The 16,192-nt window shown below is 64.0% G+C and carries 15 protein-coding genes, 1 tRNA gene and 1 pseudogene; 8 read left to right on the top strand and 9 right to left on the bottom strand.

The window, feature by feature from the left end; translation table 11 throughout:
• Positions 1–2 precede the first annotated feature (2 nt).
• The 3 genes from ACIPZ5_RS00085 (at position 3) to ACIPZ5_RS00075 (ending at position 2,449) form a co-directional block, all read left to right on the top strand.
• Positions 3–512: a histidine kinase gene (locus ACIPZ5_RS00085; RefSeq protein WP_343599629.1), complete on the top strand. Its 510-nt coding sequence runs from the start codon at positions 3–5 to the stop codon at positions 510–512.
• Between the two features lie 390 nt (positions 513–902).
• A complete protein-coding gene (locus tag ACIPZ5_RS00080) occupies positions 903–1,793 on the top strand; it encodes a sensor histidine kinase (RefSeq protein ID WP_400805789.1) in 891 nt (296 codons plus the stop codon).
• Entirely contained in the window at positions 1,790–2,449 is a 660-nt protein-coding gene (locus ACIPZ5_RS00075; protein ID WP_400805785.1) for a response regulator, read from the top strand. Before ACIPZ5_RS00080 ends, ACIPZ5_RS00075 begins: the two co-directional genes overlap by 4 nt.
• On the opposite strand, the gene yegS is transcribed toward ACIPZ5_RS00075, so the two are convergent.
• Complete coding sequence (gene yegS, locus ACIPZ5_RS00070; protein WP_400805783.1) at positions 2,433–3,320, bottom strand: lipid kinase YegS; 888 nt, start codon at positions 3,318–3,320, stop codon at positions 2,433–2,435. The genes ACIPZ5_RS00075 and yegS overlap by 17 nt on opposite strands.
• 307 nt (positions 3,321–3,627) lie before the next feature.
• Between yegS and ACIPZ5_RS00065 the strand changes: the two genes are divergently transcribed.
• Together ACIPZ5_RS00065 and ACIPZ5_RS00060 are read left to right on the top strand one after the other, a co-directional pair.
• A complete protein-coding gene (locus ACIPZ5_RS00065) occupies positions 3,628–5,082 on the top strand; it encodes a mannose-1-phosphate guanylyltransferase/mannose-6-phosphate isomerase (protein WP_343599637.1) in 1,455 nt (484 codons plus the stop codon).
• 51 nt (positions 5,083–5,133) lie between these two features.
• Positions 5,134–6,381 carry a glycosyltransferase family 4 protein gene (locus tag ACIPZ5_RS00060; protein WP_343599639.1) on the top strand — a complete coding sequence of 416 codons (1,248 nt, stop codon included), beginning with the start codon at positions 5,134–5,136 and terminating at the stop codon, positions 6,379–6,381.
• On the opposite strand, the gene glp is transcribed toward ACIPZ5_RS00060, so the two are convergent.
• Together glp and moaB are read right to left on the bottom strand one after the other, a co-directional pair.
• Positions 6,370–7,596, bottom strand: a complete 1,227-nt coding sequence (glp, locus tag ACIPZ5_RS00055; protein WP_343599641.1) for a gephyrin-like molybdotransferase Glp — start codon at positions 7,594–7,596, stop codon at positions 6,370–6,372. The genes ACIPZ5_RS00060 and glp overlap by 12 nt on opposite strands.
• Positions 7,580–8,119 carry a molybdenum cofactor biosynthesis protein B gene (moaB, locus tag ACIPZ5_RS00050; RefSeq protein WP_343599643.1) on the bottom strand — a complete coding sequence of 180 codons (540 nt, stop codon included), beginning with the start codon at positions 8,117–8,119 and terminating at the stop codon, positions 7,580–7,582. Before moaB ends, glp begins: the two co-directional genes overlap by 17 nt.
• A 167-nt stretch (positions 8,120–8,286) precedes the next feature.
• Between moaB and ACIPZ5_RS00045 the strand changes: the two genes are divergently transcribed.
• Both ACIPZ5_RS00045 and ACIPZ5_RS00040 read left to right on the top strand, forming a co-directional pair.
• Positions 8,287–8,508: a YgdI/YgdR family lipoprotein gene (locus tag ACIPZ5_RS00045; RefSeq protein ID WP_110631211.1), complete on the top strand. Its 222-nt coding sequence runs from the start codon at positions 8,287–8,289 to the stop codon at positions 8,506–8,508.
• 81 nt (positions 8,509–8,589) lie between these two features.
• Positions 8,590–8,666, top strand: a tRNA-Pro gene (locus ACIPZ5_RS00040).
• Positions 8,667–8,718: 52 nt separating this feature from the next.
• On the opposite strand, the gene mqo is transcribed toward ACIPZ5_RS00040, so the two are convergent.
• From mqo to ACIPZ5_RS00020, 4 genes and pseudogenes are all read right to left on the bottom strand, one after another.
• Positions 8,719–10,302, bottom strand: coding sequence for a malate dehydrogenase (quinone) (mqo, locus tag ACIPZ5_RS00035; RefSeq protein WP_400805778.1), 1,584 nt, complete (start codon positions 10,300–10,302; stop codon positions 8,719–8,721).
• 182 nt (positions 10,303–10,484) lie between these two features.
• Positions 10,485–11,189 (bottom strand): methyl-accepting chemotaxis protein, encoded by a 705-nt coding sequence (locus ACIPZ5_RS00030; RefSeq protein WP_400806669.1) that lies wholly within the window; start codon positions 11,187–11,189, stop codon positions 10,485–10,487.
• Positions 11,190–11,414: 225 nt separating this feature from the next.
• A pseudogene (locus ACIPZ5_RS00025) lies at positions 11,415–11,528 on the bottom strand (hypothetical protein); the annotation flags it as partial.
• Positions 11,529–12,289: 761 nt separating this feature from the next.
• Entirely contained in the window at positions 12,290–14,053 is a 1,764-nt protein-coding gene (locus ACIPZ5_RS00020) for an ABC transporter transmembrane domain-containing protein (RefSeq protein WP_343599649.1), read from the bottom strand.
• A gap of 202 nt (positions 14,054–14,255) precedes the next feature.
• Here ACIPZ5_RS00020 and ACIPZ5_RS00015 point away from each other — a divergent pair, with 202 nt between their 5' ends.
• Entirely contained in the window at positions 14,256–14,429 is a 174-nt protein-coding gene (locus ACIPZ5_RS00015) for a PA1571 family protein (protein ID WP_261940946.1), read from the top strand.
• 61 nt (positions 14,430–14,490) lie between these two features.
• Here ACIPZ5_RS00015 and pdxB read toward each other — a convergent pair whose 3' ends face one another.
• Positions 14,491–15,633 carry a 4-phosphoerythronate dehydrogenase PdxB gene (gene pdxB, locus ACIPZ5_RS00010; RefSeq protein WP_400805774.1) on the bottom strand — a complete coding sequence of 381 codons (1,143 nt, stop codon included), beginning with the start codon at positions 15,631–15,633 and terminating at the stop codon, positions 14,491–14,493.
• 60 nt (positions 15,634–15,693) lie between these two features.
• Positions 15,694–15,936, bottom strand: coding sequence for a sulfurtransferase TusA (tusA, locus tag ACIPZ5_RS00005; RefSeq protein WP_027919534.1), 243 nt, complete (start codon positions 15,934–15,936; stop codon positions 15,694–15,696).
• Positions 15,937–16,192: the final 256 nt, after the last annotated feature.

Raw genomic sequence — 16,192 nt, 5'->3', positions numbered from 1 at the left:
TGATGGACAGCAGCGTCTCTAACATCGGCACCCTGCAGGACTTCCTGCTGGATGCCCAGGTCTTGCTGACCCAGTCCCAGGAATGCCTGCAGCATCTGGAGCTGATCGCCAATGATCCGGACGCCTGCCGATGCCTGAACAACGCCCTCGAGACCCTGGCCCGGCGTGCCAGCGCCCTGGGCCTGCTCGAAGTCGCCCACTATGCAAGCGTCCTGCAGCAGTTGCTTGCCCCTGCCTGCCAGCAGCAGCGCCTGGGCAACGAAGCCTTGCCCACGCTGAATGCCTGCCTGACCCTGCTGGCCTGGCAACTGGAACTGATCGACGTGCACACGGGGCGGCTTGCCCTCGATACCTGCGAGCAGGTGGCGCTGCTCAATGAGCTGGCTACCGCCCTGAATCAGCCATTGCCGCAAACGTGTGCGCCTTGCCACGATAACGGCAGCAACTGTGTGCATCTGCATCCGTCAGTGGCGGCCAGGCCTTCAGCCGGCCAGCCCGCGCAGCGCCACTAAGCCACCTGGCAACAGCAACTAAGCGCATGACTCAAGCGGCAAACAAGCCCGAACTAGCAGAGTTCTGCATTAGTTCAGTGCCTTGCACTTGAGCGGTCTTCAGCAAGTTGAACTTGCGGCGGCTGCCATGTGGCCAGGCAATGGCACTTTGACACCCTTCAACCCTGCCGAGCACCCTCTCCCAAGCCCGGAAATACTGAGGTTTCAAAGCATTACCCAGCCGCGACCAAATCGAACCGAAGTGTTAAGATGCGCGCATACAAATGCTGGCTGGCCATTCACGCATCGCCTCGAGCCAGGCTCGCCTTTTGTTGCGAACACGACGCCAAAGCCTTTGCCGAGACCTGTGCACGGCCCCCATCAGCAAGACTTCAGTGGCTTCTCAATTCTATGTTCCCACGCTTGAAGATATCTCTGCGCTGCCGTTCACGCGCCACTTTGCTGCGCTGGGCGACGGCATTGCTGTGCGTGGTGTCGCTGCTTGCCAACCTGGTCCTGTTTGCTGGCGGGCACGGCATGCCAGCCAGCCTGTTGCTCCTGCAACTGGTGGCCACGCTTGGCGTCTGCTGGCACCTGAGCCACGGTGCCAAGTCGATCAGCCTGCGCCCGGCGGAACTGGCCGGGCGCATGCTCAAGGTCCAGGAAAGCGAGCGCCAGCACCTGAGCCGCGAACTGCATGACGACATCGGCCAGCTGCTCACTGCCGCCAAAATGCAGCTGGAGTGGCTGCAGCGCCGAGTACCGAGCGACTTGCAGGTGCACTGTGGCAGCTTGCGCAGTACCCTCGAGGACACCCTGAGCAAGGTGCGTGACGTTTCCGCCATCCTCAACCCGCGGCAACTGGCCAGCCTTGGCCTCGAAGCCAGCTTGCGGGCGCACCTGGTACGCACCCTGGCAAACACCGACGTGCACTGGAGCCTGGAATGCCATCAGCGCCTGGGCGGTATTTCCGAGGAAGTCGCCATGGCAGCGTTTCGCATCACCCAGGAGGCGGTCACCAACATACTGCGCCATGCCCGCGCACGTAACCTGACCATCCGCCTGCAGCGCAGCGCAGCCGGGCTTGCCTTGACGATCCAGGACGACGGCCAGGGCTTCCTCCCTGCCGCCAACCCCGCCGAAGCCGGCCAACGCGGCATGGCCGGCATGCAGGAACGCGCCACCGCCCTCAACGGCAGCCTGGCAATCACCAGCCAGCTCGGCCTGGGCACGACGATCGACGTGCTGTTCCCGTGGCCACCCCGTACCCATGAACGCGCCAGGACTACCGCTTCATCATGACCTGTAGATTGCTGCTGGTGGACGACCACTCGCTGATCCGTGCCGGGGTTCGTGCCCTGGTATCCGATATCCCCGGTTATACCGTGATCGGCGAAGCCGATGATGGCGACCAACTGCTCGAGCAGGTTCGCCAACTGGCGCCGGACATCGTCCTGCTGGACATCTCCATGCGCTCCACCAGCGGCCTCGATGCGCTTACCCAGTTGCGCGCCACAGGCAACACCTGCAGGGTGCTGATCCTGTCGATGCATACCGACCCCGACCTGATCATGCGGACGCTGGAAAGTGGCGCCCATGGCTACCTGCTCAAGGATGCGACAGCGACCGAACTGGAGCAGGCCCTGGCCGCCCTGCGCAATGGCGAGCGCTACCTCAGCCCGGCCATCGCCCATACCGTGATCAACCAGGCCCTGATGCGCGCGCAGCACGGCAAGCAGCCAGGCGTCGACCGCCACAACCTCACCGCACGGCAACTGGAGATCCTGCGCCTGATCGTGCGCGGCAAGTCCACCCGCGAAATCGCCGCCGGCCTGGGCCTGTCGATCAAGACGGTAGAAACCCACCGCTCGCAGATCATGAAGCGCCTGCAGATCTACGACGTAGCCGGCCTGGTACTGTTCGCCGTGCGCGAGAAAATCATCAGCCTGGACGACTGATCAGCGGCGAATTCGGCGGCAGGTGCAGTTTCAGTGCCGCCGGTACTGCGGCAAAGCGCAGGCTGTCGGCCTGCAGCGGCTCACCATCGAGGTTGATGTCCAGCCCCTGCGAACACGTGATCTCGACCCAAGGCAAGCGCGCCCGCACGAACAGCCCCTCGCCCGCCAGCAAATCACGCAGCGCGCCGACCATTTCCTGGGGCGCCGGCAGGATGGCGATGTCGAGCAGGCCATCATCCACTTGCGCATCCGGGCATAACACCTGCCCGCCTCCGGCCTGGCGCCCATTGCCGATCCCCAGCGCCAGCAGGTCACCCTGCCAGTCGAACCCCGGCCCTGACAGCTGCACCGAAGCGGTCTGCAGCTCGCTGAAGCGCGTCAGCCCGGTGAACAGGTAGGCTGCGGCGCCGAGCATTTTCTTCAGGTCTTCAGACGTGCTGGCGGTAACCTGGCTGCCGAAACCGCCGGTGGCCATGTTCAAGAACAATTGGTCGCCCACCTGGCCCAGGTCGATCGACCGTGGCGGCAGCTCCAGCAACGCCAGTGCCTCGGCAGGCTCCAGTGAGATGCCCGCGGCCCTGGCAAAGTCATTGGCCGTACCCAGTGGCAGCAGCGCCAGGCTCGCCTCGCTGCGAGCCTGACCCATGGCTTCGGCGACATCACGCAAGGTGCCGTCACCGCCACCAGCGATCACATGGCCATAGCCGGCCGCCAGCGCTTCGCCAACCAGCCGCCGGGCATCGCCGCCTTCCCAGGTCACCCGCACATCCAGCGTCCAGCCACGCTCGCGCAGGGCGCCCACCGCCTGGCGCACTGCCTCGTTCATGGCCTGCTTGCCATGCAGGATCAAGATTGCCTTGCGCTTTGGCATGGTGCTTCTCCGTAGGGAACGTACAGTCCAGATCTCGACCACAAACATCGCCGGAATGCTGCACGGCGCTGGCAAATCTGCGCCAGAGCGCGCATTGACCTGGAGCATGGACAAGCGAAAAACAGGCGGATTCACATAATTATCATTGAAAGCTTTTCCCATCGGGCGCATGATCGACAAAAATTTGGCCCTCATGGATGAAGCTGTAGTGAAAAGTCGGTTTTTTGACTTTTCCGCCAAAACCGTGACAGGTCGCTAAGTTCCCCTTCACTGCGCTGTAACCAGCGCCTAGAGTCGAGGCTGTGAAATGAGCGTTCTGATCCCCTGCATCATCGCTGGCGGTGCCGGCACCCGCCTGTGGCCGGTTTCTCGCGAAGCCATGCCCAAACCCTTCATGCGCTTGCCCGATGGCCAGAGCCTGCTGCAAAAAACCTTCGCCCGCGCTGCGGCGCTACCCGGCGTCGAGCGGGTACTGACAGTGACCAACCGCGAAGTATTCTTCCGCACCCAGGACGAGTACCGCCAGGTCAACCCAGACAACCTCGCCATCGACTACCTGCTGGAAACCAACGGTCGTAACACCGCACCGGCCATCGCAGCAGCCGCGCTGCACTGTGCCAGCCATTACGGCCACGACAGCGTGCTGCTGGTGCTGCCGGCCGACCACCTGATCCAGGACGCCGAGGCCTTTGCCAATGCCGTCGAGCACGCCCGGCAACTGGCCAGCGATGGCTGGCTGGCCACCTTCGGCCTGCTGCCCAGCCGCGCTGAAACCGGCTTCGGTTACATCGAGCAAGGCCAGGCTATCAGCGCGCATGCCCATCAGGTGAACAGCTTTGTGGAGAAACCCGACGCCCTCACCGCCCGCGATTACCTCGAAGGCGGCCGCCACCTGTGGAACGCCGGCATGTTCTGCCTGCGCGTGGGCACCGTACTCGCCGAGCTGCAGGCGCATGCCCCGGAGCTGCTCGCCTGCGTAACCTGCTGCCTGGCGCAGAGCGCCACCAAGGAAGGCGACAAGGTGCTGCAGGTGGAGCTGGACCCGCACAGCTTCGCCCTGGCCGAGGACATTTCCATCGACTACGCGCTGATGGAACGTTCCGCCAAGGTGGCCGTGGTGCCTTGCGCACTGGGCTGGAGCGACATCGGCAGCTGGGAGGCTGTGCGCGAACTGCGCAACACCGACGAGGACGGCAACCATTGCAATGGTGAAGCCGTGCTGCACGACGTGACCAACTGCTACATCGACTCGCCAAAGCGCCTGGTAGGTGCCGTCGGCCTGGACAACCTGATCGTCATCGACACCCCCGACGCCCTGCTGATCGCCGACGCTGCTCGCAGCCAGGAGGTCAAGGTGATTGCCCAGCAGCTCAAGCACCAGGGCCATGAAGCCTACCGCCTGCACCGCACGGTCAACCGTCCCTGGGGCATGTACACCGTGCTCGAAGAAGGCCCGCGCTTCAAGATCAAGCGGATCATGGTACGCCCCGGCGAATCGCTGTCGCTGCAGATGCACCATCACCGTAGCGAGCACTGGATCATCGTCAGCGGCATGGCCTGTGTGACCAACGGCGAAGAGGAGTTTCTGCTCGACACCAACGAGTCGACCTTCATCAAACCCGGCCGCACCCACCGCCTGACCAACCCCGGCGTCATCGACCTGGTGATGATCGAAGTACAAAGCGGCGAGTACCTGGGCGAAGACGATATCGTGCGCTTTACTGATATTTACGGACGCGTCCCGGCGGCAGCCATCGGCTGAGGGCTGGCGGACGCGTTTTTTGTCCGCAGCCTTCAGCGAGGTTTCCGGTTCATGCGCATTCTCTGGACACTGCCCTACCTGCCTTGGCCCACCACCAGTGGCAGCAAGACCCGGCAATATCACCTGCTGCGCGCCCTCGCGCAGCAGGGCCACCGGATCACCTTGCTGGTGCAGTCGAAGACCCCCTTGTGCGATGCCGCCCGCGAAGCCCTCGAACCCTTGCTCGAACGCCTGATCGTTCTACCCCGGCGCCCACTGCACAGCCCACTCAACCTGCTCGCCTCGCCAATCATCGACTACCCGATGCGGGCCATCATCAATGGCCTAGCTCCAGGCTTGCGGCACCAGTTCGAGCAATTGCTGGACGAGCCATGGGACGTTATCCAGATCGAACACAGCTACAGCTTCCAGCCTTTCGAAAAAGCGCTGCAGGCACGTGAGCTGCCCTACATGCTCAGCGAACACAACCTGGAATCAGTAACCGGTGCCGCCTGCCATGACCGCCTGCCGCTGTGGCTACGCCCGCTCAACGCCTTCGACCGCTGGCGTTATCGGCGCTGGGAGCAGCGCGTGCTGCGCCAGCCCACCGAGGTGGTGGCCGTGAGCCCGCACGATGCCGAGCTGATCAGCCAGGTCAGCGGCCGCCCGGTCAACGTGGTGGTCAATGGCGTCGATTGCGACTACTACCAGAACGTCCAGCCGGCGCTGCACAGCCAAAGGCTGCTGTTCGTCGGCAACTTCGAGTACGCCGCCAATGTCGAGGCCATCGAATGGGCCCTGGAAGACATCCTGCCCCAAGTGTGGATGAGCAATCCGGCAGTACGCCTGGCCATCGCCGGGCATGCCATGCCGATCAGTTGGAAACTGCGCTGGAACGACCCACGCATCGAATGGGTCGGCTATCGCCCCGACCTGCGTGAACTGCAACGGCGTTCCGCGCTGTTCTTCGCACCGTTGCGCTATGCCGGTGGCTCCAAGGTGAAGATCCTCGAAGCCATGGCCGCCGGGCTGCCTGTGATCAGCACCGACAAAGGCGTTTCAGGCCTGGCCGCCAACAACGGCGAGCATTACCTGGGCAGTGATGACGGCGACCAGTTGGCGCTGCTGATCACGCAACTGCTCAACCAGCCGTGGCGCATGTGCCAGCTGAGCGAGGCCGGCCGCCAGTTCGCCCGCAATCGCCACGACTGGAGCGTGGCCGCCCAGCAACTGGAAACGGTGCACATGCGCCTCACCCAGTCGGCACCGGCCGACGCCACGCAAGGCCGTGGCGCCTGGCTCGGGCGCTCAGCCGAGTAGTTCGCTCAGCGGTATGAACGGCACGCTGTCGCCCGGCTTCGGCGTGCTGCCTTCACGCACTTCCACCAGCCCCTCGGCCCAGGCAGCGCTGCGAAGCACGCCGGAGCTCTGGTTCTTGTAGATACGCACCTGGCCATTGTCGATACGCGCGCGCAGGTACTCGCGGCGGGTGCCGGCCTTGGTCCACTCGAACCCCGCAGGCACATCGAAGCGTAGCGGCGTGACCTCGGCCACACCCTGGCGGCGCAGCAGGTAGGGCCGCGTCAGCAGGCCGAAGGTGACCAGGGTCGACGCCGGGTTGCCGGGCAAGCCGATCACCGGCACGCCGCGGTAATGCCCGAACGTCAGGGGCTTGCCAGGCTTGATCGCCAGCTTCCACAGGGCAAGCTCGCCCGCTTCGCGCAATGCGGCGCCCAGGTAGTCGGCCTCGCCCACGGAAACGCCACCGGTGGACAAGATCAGGTCGACATCACCCAGGCCGCCCAGGCACTCGCGGGTACGCTCCAGGTCATCGGGGAGAATGCCCATGTCGCGCACTTCGCAGCCCAGCCGCTGCAGCCAGCTGACCAGCAGGCGCCGGTTGCTGTTGTAGATCTGCCCTGGGCCCAGCGGCAGGCCAGGCTCGACCAGCTCATCGCCGGTGGACAGCACCGCCACCCGCACCCGCCGTACCACTTGCAAATGCGCATGACCCAGGGTCGCCGCCAGGCCCAGTTCGATGGGCCCGAGCCGCGTGCCTGCGACCATCACCTGTTCGCCCTTGCGGGTTTCCTGGCCTTGCGGGCGCACGTTCTGGTCAAGCGCCAGCGCTTCGAGGAAACGCACCCGGCCATCTTCCAGAACCTCGGTGTTTTCCTGCATTTCGACGCAGTCGGCACCGGCCGGCATCGGCGCGCCGGTGAAAATCCGCGCACAGGTGCCGGGTTGCAGGGGCTCGGGCGCGTGCCCGGCGAAAATCCGCTGGCTGACCGGCAACGGCTCGCCCTGCAGGTCGGCCAGGCGCAGGGCGTAACCGTCCATGGCGCTGTTCGGCCACGGCGGCAGGTCGAGCGTAGCCACCAGTTCAGTGGCCAGCACACGGCCTTCGGCTTCGGCCAGCGAGACCTGTTCGGTGTCCTTGATCGGCGCAGCCTCGGCCAGCGCCAGCAGGCGCTCCAGGGCCTCTTCCACCGGCATCAGAGGCCGGGCAATCGGCACCTCAGCCACGGCTGTCACAGGCCGCTGCCTGTTTCAGGTGAGCAACGAAATTGCACGGCCGATGGCGGGCATCCAGCTGTTCGGCGAGGATGCCGTCCCAACCGGTGCGCACGGCATTGGTCGAGCCCGGCAGGCAGCACACCAGGGTGCCGTTGGCCAGGCCGGCCAGGGCGCGCGATTGCACGGTGGAGGTGCCGATATCGGCCACCGAAATCTGCCGGAACAGTTCGCCGAAGCCCTCGACCTGCTTGTCCAGCAGGCAGGCGACAGCCTCTGGCGTGCTGTCACGGCCGGTAAAGCCGGTCCCACCGGTGATCAGCACCACCTGCACGCTGTCGTCGGCGATCCAGGTGGCAACCTGGGCGCGGATCTTGTACAGGTCGTCCTTGAGCAGCACGCGCGCGGCCAGTGTGTGGCCAGCGGCGGTGAGGCGGTCGACGAAGGTCTGCCCGGAGGTGTCGGTTTCAAAGGTACGGGTGTCGCTGACCGTGAGCACGGCAATGTTCAGCGCCACGAAGGGGATATCTGCCTTGGCTTTCATGGGTGTCCGTCGCAGGGAAAGGGGATGGCGCAGTTATATCACAGGCGGCAGTGCAGGCAGGCACAGGTCAATATCCCAGGCTTGCCGCTATGCTGGAATGTAAAAGGAACTTGCGTGGACGCCCCGCGTCATAAAGTCATCTTGCACCATCGCACTGGAGAAACACGATGATTCAACGGACCCTTCCCGCCTTCCTGCTCGCCCTGGGCCTTGGCGCCCTCGCTGGCTGCGCATCGCCGACCGTGATCACCCTGAACGACGGCCGCGAAATCCAGGCAGTGGATACCCCCTCCTATGACGAGGACTCCGGTTTCTACGAGTTCGAACAGCTCGACGGCAAGCGCACGCGCCTGAACAAAGACCAGATCCGCACCGTCAAGGAACTCTGATACGAGTGCTTTTTTTGGCATAAGCCCTTTAAACAACAAGGGCTTGCACCCGAAAAATCTATGCAGTAGGATTTTGTTCATCGGAGTGTAGCGCAGCCAGGTAGCGCGTCTCGTTCGGGACGAGAAGGCCGCAGGTTCGAATCCTGTCTCTCCGACCAAAATCTTTTCAAAAAGCCCGCCTTGCGCGGGCTTTTTGTTGTGCTGTGGAAACTAGTTGACCACTGTCACTTGCTCCGCCTGCACCGGCACATACAGCAATTGCAGTCGCGAACTGCTCCACTCACGGGTGCGGTTGGTCAGTTCGATGTCGTTGTTCAGCTTCTGCCCATAGCTAGGCACGATCGCCTTCAGACGCGCCTGCCACTCGGGCGTCTTGATGCGGTCCTTGAAGGTCTTTTCCAGCACCGTCAGCATGATCGGTGCGGCCGTCGAGGCGCCCGGCGAAGCCCCCAGCAGCGCGGCAATGCTGCCATCCTGTGCAGCCACCACTTCGGTACCGAACTGCAGGATGCCACCGAGCACCGGGTCCTTCTTGATCACCTGCACACGCTGGCCAGCCTGCAGCAGCTTCCAGTCTTCGTTCCTGGCGTTGGGGAAATACTCGCGCAGGGCCTGCATGCGGTCGTCGAAGCTGAGCATCAGCTGGCCCATCAGGTAGGTGCTGAGGTCGAGGTTGTCGATCCCGGCGTTCATCATCGGCAGGATGTTGTGGCGGGTCAGCGAAGCGAACATGTCCAGCAACGAACCGTGCTTGAGATACTTGGTGGAGAAGGTCGCGAACGGGCCGAACAGCAACACCTCCTGGCCGTCGATCACCCGCGTGTCCAGGTGCGGTACCGACATCGGCGGCGCACCGACCGAAGCCTTGCCATACAGCTTGGCCTTGTGGCGGGCGACGATATCCGGGTTGTCGGTCATCAGGAACTGGCCACCAACCGGGAAGCCGGCATAACCGTCCGCTTCAGGGATGCCCGACTTCTGCAGCAGCTTCAGCGCGCCGCCACCGGCGCCAATGAACACGAACCGGGCATTGACGCTGGCCTCCTTGCCGCCATGGGCAAGGTCAGCCACCAGCACCTTCCAGGTGCCATCTGCGTTGCGCACGATATCGCGCACTTCATGGCTCAGGTGCAGCTTGACGTTGGGGTTGCGGGTCATCGAGGCAAACAGCTGGCGGGTGATTTCGCCGAAATTCACGTCGGTACCGATGGCCATGCGCGTGGCGGCCACTTTCTGCTGCGGGTCGCGCCCTTCCATCACCAGCGGCACCCACTTGCGGATCTGTTCGTGGTCTTCACTGATTTCCATGCCACGGAACAGCGAGCTGTGCTGCAAGGCGGCAACGCGCTTGTGCAGGAAGGCGACGTTCTCGTCACCCCAGACGAAGCTCATGTGCGGCACGTTGTTGATGAACGACTTCGGGTTGCTGAGCACGCCCTGCTCGACCTGGTAGGCCCAGAACTGCTTGGATATCTCGAACTGCTCGTTGACCCCGACGGCCTTGCTGATATCGATGCTGCCGTCCTTGCCTTCGCTGGTGTAGTTCAGCTCGCAGAACGCCGAATGGCCGGTACCGGCGTTGTTCCAGGCATTGGAGCTTTCTTCGGCGACCTGGTCCATGCGCTCGTAGACGCCGACCTTCCAGTTCGGTTCCAGTTCGGTGAGATAGGTACCCAGGCTCGCACTCATGATGCCACCGCCGATCAGCAGCACATCGACGGTCTTCTCAGGTGCTTCGGGTTTGGAGCAGCCGATGACGCCCAGGCAGAGGAACGTCAGCAGGAATTTCTTCATTGATGTTGTCCAGTTGTTGTGTACACGCGCGCCGCACAGAGCAGGTAGCGTGCCAACTGGGTTTGGGCCAATGAATACGGGTGTGACAGCGCGTCGCATGGCGACATTCCGCCACAGGGGAAACCGTTTTCCCTGCCAGATGGCGGGTTTCCCCCTGGGGCCGCTGCGCGGCCCCGCCCCCATCAGGCGGTAAGCCGCGAAGTGACGTCACCCAACTGCCCCGACAGCCCATGCAGGCGCTGCCCAGCCTGCTCGGTATGCTGCACAGCCTCCTGGTTGGCCGTGGCAATCCGGGTGATTTCGATCAGGTTGCGCGAGATGTCTTCGGCCACGCTGGTCTGCTCTTCGGCCGCCGTGGCGATCTGCCGGTTCATGTCGCGGATCGCCTCCACTGCCAGGGTGATGCGCTGCAACATCTGCCCGGCCTGCTGCACCTGTTCGGCACCCTCCTCGCTGCGCTGTTGACCGCTCTCGATGGCCTTGACCGCCTCGACCGCACCCGATTGCACGGCTTCGATGATCTGATGAATTTCGGCAATCGACGCCGCCGTACGCTGCGCCAGGCTGCGTACCTCATCGGCGACCACGGCAAAACCACGCCCGGCCTCCCCGGCGCGGGCCGCCTCGATGGCGGCATTGAGGGCCAGCAGGTTGGTCTGCTCGGCGATGCCGCGAATCACTTCCAGTACCTTGCCGATGCGTGAGCTGTCTTGTTCCAGGTCGCGGATCACCGCAGCCGTGCCGGTGATCTCGCGGTTGACCACACCAATGATGTCGATGGTCTGCTGCATCACTTGTTCGCCTGCCTGGGCACTGTGATCGGCATCATCGGCGGCGCGGGCGGCCTCGGCGGCGTGGCGGGCCACTTCCTGGGCCGTGGCAGACATCTCATGCATGGCCGTGGCCACCTGGTCGGTACGCTGGAACTGGTCATGGGTGCCGCGGGCCATGTCACCGGCAATGGTGCGCAACTGGCCACTGGCACCTTCCAGTTCCTGGGCATTGTCCTTGAGGCGGCCAACGGTTTCGGCAAGGAAATCGCGCAGGGTATTGGCAGCACGCGCCAGGCGGCCCAGTTCGTCCTCGCGACGGCTTTCGACGCGCGCGGCGAAGTGGCCCTGACTCAGTTGCGCCACGTATTCGATCAGTTGGCGGATCGGCTCGATCAGGCTGCGGTTGACCTGCCACAGGCTGAGCAGGCCTACCAGCAACGCCGAACCGAGCATCACCAGGATACCCAGCCAGACGGTGCGCTGGGCTGCGGCATTGATCGCGGCGGCACGGCCACGGGCCTCAGCGCGCAATTGCTCGACCAGCGCGCTCATCTGCTCGCTGGCAGCCCGATCCACGCCTTTCACTGCCTGGTCGCCGGCTAGCGGATCGCCACCGGCCGCAAGGAACGCCTGGCGCCCTTGCGCATAGGCCTGGCCCAACTGCCGATGGCTGTCACGCAATTGCTGCAACGGTGCCTTGAGCGTGGCGTCGCTGCTGTCGATCAGTTGCCCGAGCAGTTGCTGAACCTGCTGCTCGCGGGCCTGGAACTGCTGCCAGTACTTGTCCAGCTCGGCTGGCTGGCGGCCGCGCAGCAGCACGTTCTTCCATTCCTGCACCTGGATCTTGAACTGCAGGTTGGCTTCGTCGATCAACTGCGAGGCCCGCAGCGGTCCATCGACCAGTTCGGCGTAGCCACGCACGCTGGAGGACAGGAACTGGAAGCACACCAGGGCGATCAGCAGCATCGCCGCAAGGCTGCCACCGAGCAGGGTGAGAATTTGCACGCTGAGTGATTTACGCAACATCGTGGATCTCGGAACAAGGAATAAGAAAACGGCGCGCCGTTGCAGCGCCGCGACAGACATCCTTGTCCTCGTTCGCAGGCCAAAAAAAAGCTGCCATCGATCGATAGCAGCCAGGTCGAGCACTTACGCAACAGTTGAAATCAATACTCTCAGGCAATTGCTACAGAAATGTTACAGATGCTCGACGCCTAGCCCGTGGTGAACTGCAGCTCGGCCAGGCGCGCGTACAACGGGCTTTCCTCGATCAACTGCCGGTGCGTGCCGACCGCGACCACACGCCCCTTGTCGATCACCGCGATACGGTCGGCGTGCTGCACCGTGGCCAGGCGGTGCGCGATGACCAGCGTGGTACGCCCGGCCATCAGGCTTGGCAGCGCCTGCTGGATCAGGTGCTCGCTTTGCGCATCGAGGGCGCTGGTGGCTTCGTCCAGCAGCAGGATCGGCGCATCCACCAGCAGCGCCCGGGCGATGGCCAGGCGCTGCTTCTGGCCACCGGAAAGGCCAACGCCGCCCTCGCCCAGCGGCGTCTGGTAACCCTGCGGCAGTTGCCGGATGAATTCGTCGGCATGGGCGCCGCGGGCTGCCGCCTCGACCTCGGCAAAGGTCGCCTCAGGCCGACCGTAACGGACGTTGGCCTCGACCGTGCCACGAAACAGTGACGGTTGCTGCGCCACCAGGGCGAACTGGCGGCGCAGGTCGTCCGGGGCCAGCGCCGTGATCGGTTGGCCATCGAGCAGGATGCAACCCTGTTGCGGATCGTAGAAGCGCAATAGCAGGTCGAACAGGGTCGACTTGCCCGCCCCCGACGGCCCTACCAGCGCCACGGTCTGGCCGGGTTCGATGGTCAGGCTGAGGTGGTCGATGGCGGCCACCGAGGGCCGCGAGGGGTAGGCAAAGGTCAGTTGCTGCAGTTCGATGCGTCCGGTGGCGCGCTGCTGTGCCAGCGTCACGGGCGCCTCAGGGGCCAGGATCGTGCTTTGCGCTGCCAACAGTTCAGCTATGCGCTCGGCAGCCCCGGCGGCGCGCTGCAATTCGCCAATCACTTCACTCAGGGTACCGAAGGCACTGCCGACGATCAGGCTGTAGAACACGAACGCTGCCAGCTCCCCTGCAGAAATGCGCCCGGCGATCACGTCCATGCCGCCTACCCATAGCATCACCCCGACCGCGCCCAGCACCAGCACGATCACCAGGGTAATCAGCCAGGCGCGTTGGGCGATACGTTGCCGGGCCACGGCAAACGCGGCCTCCACCGTACCGGCGAACAGCTCGCGGTCGCGTGCCTGGTGGTTGTAGGCCTGCACGGTCTTGATCTGCCCCAGGGTCTCGGCCACATAACTGCCGACATCGGCCACCCGGTCCTGGCTCTGCCGCGACAGGCTGCGCACCCGCCGGCCAAACAGCAGGATGGGGGCCAGCACCAGCGGCAACGCCACTACTACGATGCTGGTGAGCTTGGGGTTGGTGATGAACAGCAGCACCACGCCACCGATCACCATCAGCGCATTGCGCAAGAACATCGACAGCGACGAGCCGATCACCGACTGCAGCAAGGTCGTGTCGGCAGTCAGCCTTGACTGGATCTCGGAGCTGCGGTTGTCCTCGAAAAAGCCTGGGTGCAGGCCCACCAGGTGATCGAAGACCGCGCGGCGAATGTCGGCAACGCAGCGCTCGCCGATCCATGACACCAGGTAGAAGCGGCTGAACGTGCCTGCCGCCAGGGCCAACACCAGCACCAGGAACAGGCCAATGGTCTGGTTCAGCTGGTGCGCCGAGCGGGTCATGAAGCCCTGGTCGACCAACAGGCGAATACCCTGGCCCATGGACAAGGTGATGCCAGCGGTGACAATCAGCGCCAGCAAGGCTAGCAGCGCCTGGCGACGGTAGGGACGCATGAACCGCCAGGCCAGGCGCAGGGCACGGCGTTGGCGTGAGGAAGCCGGATCGGACATGGCGTGAACCAGAATTGCAGGAAGATTGAAGACTACCACTCATCCATGCGGGCAGTGCCTATAGCCCATCGTTCTAACAGGCCTCTGGAGCTTTGCCGCGCTTTCTGTTGGACTGAGCAGGCCTTGGTGCCCGATAACTTTTGTAACAGGCCAGTCATGGCGCAGGTTTAACCTGAGCCGGAACCTGATGAGGAGATAATCAATGAGCTTGCAACATGGCAGCGACACCGTTAAAGCGCAGAACAAACCACAGCCCAAGGCCTGTGGTTCGATCATCGATGCACAGGGCCGCGAGATCGAGATTACCGAGCAGATGATCCAAAAGGCCTGCAAGGAGCTGGAAGACAGCCGCGTGAAAAAAGTACGCCACGGCTGAGGCGCGAATGCTTTGAAACCCGGCTTTATGCCGGGTTTTTTATTTCAGCCTGCACCGGCAATCAGGCCAGAATGCCACCCAGGGCACTGACCATCTGTGCCAACTGCGGCGCCTCGCCCCGCACGCGCACGGTCAAGCCTTCGATCTCCCGGCGCGGTGGGTATTGCTTGCGCAACTGGTCGAATGCCGCCCGCTGCTCGGTCACATCGTCACTCAGGCTGCGACGGAAATCGGCATCGTCACGGCGTGGGTCATACACCGCCCGGCACAGCGTCGCCAGGGCCCAGGCCGGCTCTGCAGTGCCGTCCAGCTCGATGTGCGCCAACGGCGGCGGCGGCAGCAGGTCGGCCAGCTGCACCTTTTCGGCCTCGCCCAGGTGGCGGCACAAGGCCTGGTAGATCTGCGCCGTGCCGCGTTGGCGGCCATCCAGGCTGTAACCGGCGATATGCGGCGTGGCCAGGGTGCACAGGTCGGCCAGTTGCAGGTCGACCTGCGGCTCGCCTTCCCAGACATCAAGCACTGCGTGCACGTCTTCGCGATCCAGCAGCAGCTCGCGCAGCGCTGCGTTGTCCACCACTGGCCCGCGGCTCGCGTTGATCAGCCAGGCGCCGTGGCGCAGCTGTGCCAGCTGTGCTGCGCCGAGCAGGTGCCAGGTCGGATGCGCACCGCCGCGCTGCAGCGGGGTGTGCAGGCTGATCACGTCGCACTGTTCGAGGATCGTCGCGAGGCTGACGTAGTCGCCGCCTTCGGCAGCCTGGCGCAGCGGGTCGCAAACCAGCACCTTCCAGCCCAGGCCGCGCAGCACACGCACCAGGCGGCCACCGACTTCACCGGCGCCCACCACACCGTAGGTGCGTTGCGCCAGTGCCACGCCGTCCAGGTCGGCCAGGGTCAGCAGGCTGCCCAGCACGTAATCGACCACGCCGCGGGCATTGCAGCCTGGCGCGCTGCTCCAGTGGATGCCCGCTGCGGCGAAGTAGTCCAGGTCCAAGTGGTCGGTGCCGATGGTGCAGGTACCGACGAAGCGCACCTTGCTGCCTTGGAGCAGTTGCCGGTCGACCTTGGTTACCGAGCGGACCAGCAGCACATCGGCGTCTTTGACGCTGGCGGCGTCGAGGCTGCGCCCGGGATAACGGCGGATCTCGCCGAAGCCTTCGAAGAAGGCATCGAGCAGCGGGATATTCTCGTCGGCAACTATCAGCATGGCGCTCTCCTGTCTGGGGAGCGCAGTGTAGGCGCTATGGGAGGTGGGTTCCAGCGCGGTTCAGTCGGCTTTCTTGCGGATCCAGTACAGGTAGGTGCCTGCCTCTTCCTGCTGCTGCAGCAATTCGTGGCCGAGGAAGTTGCAGAACTTGGGGATGTCACGGCGGGTCGACGGGTCGGTGGCGATGACCTTGAGCAGGCCGCCGGCCGCCAGGTTGCGCACGTGCTGGTGCAGCATCATTACCGGCTCCGGGCAGTTGAGGCCGGTGGCGTCGAGGATGGCATCGGGGGTGAAATCGGTCATGGGAGGCTCCGCAAATGATCGCTATTGTGGCGCATCACGCAACGAGGACCAATAGCCATTCATGAGAGCCATATCAGAGTGCTGTTTGCTCTGCTTTTGCTCTGCTTTTGCTCTGCTTTCGCTTTTGCTTCTAAGCGCGCGATAGTTCAGGCGACGCAGGGTGCGACTTCAGGAGGCCGAACGCAGGCGTCTGGAGGGCCAGGGTGCGCAGCACCCCTTCGGCGTAGCCGAAGGCGCGAGATGTAGACTTGCGCAG

The organism is Pseudomonas sp. NPDC089428, from assembly GCF_044749325.1.
In the GTDB taxonomy this organism is placed as follows: Bacteria; Pseudomonadota; Gammaproteobacteria; order Pseudomonadales; family Pseudomonadaceae; genus Aquipseudomonas.
Note: the sequence above shows the minus strand (reverse complement) of the source record. Positions and strands in the feature narration are given on the sequence as shown.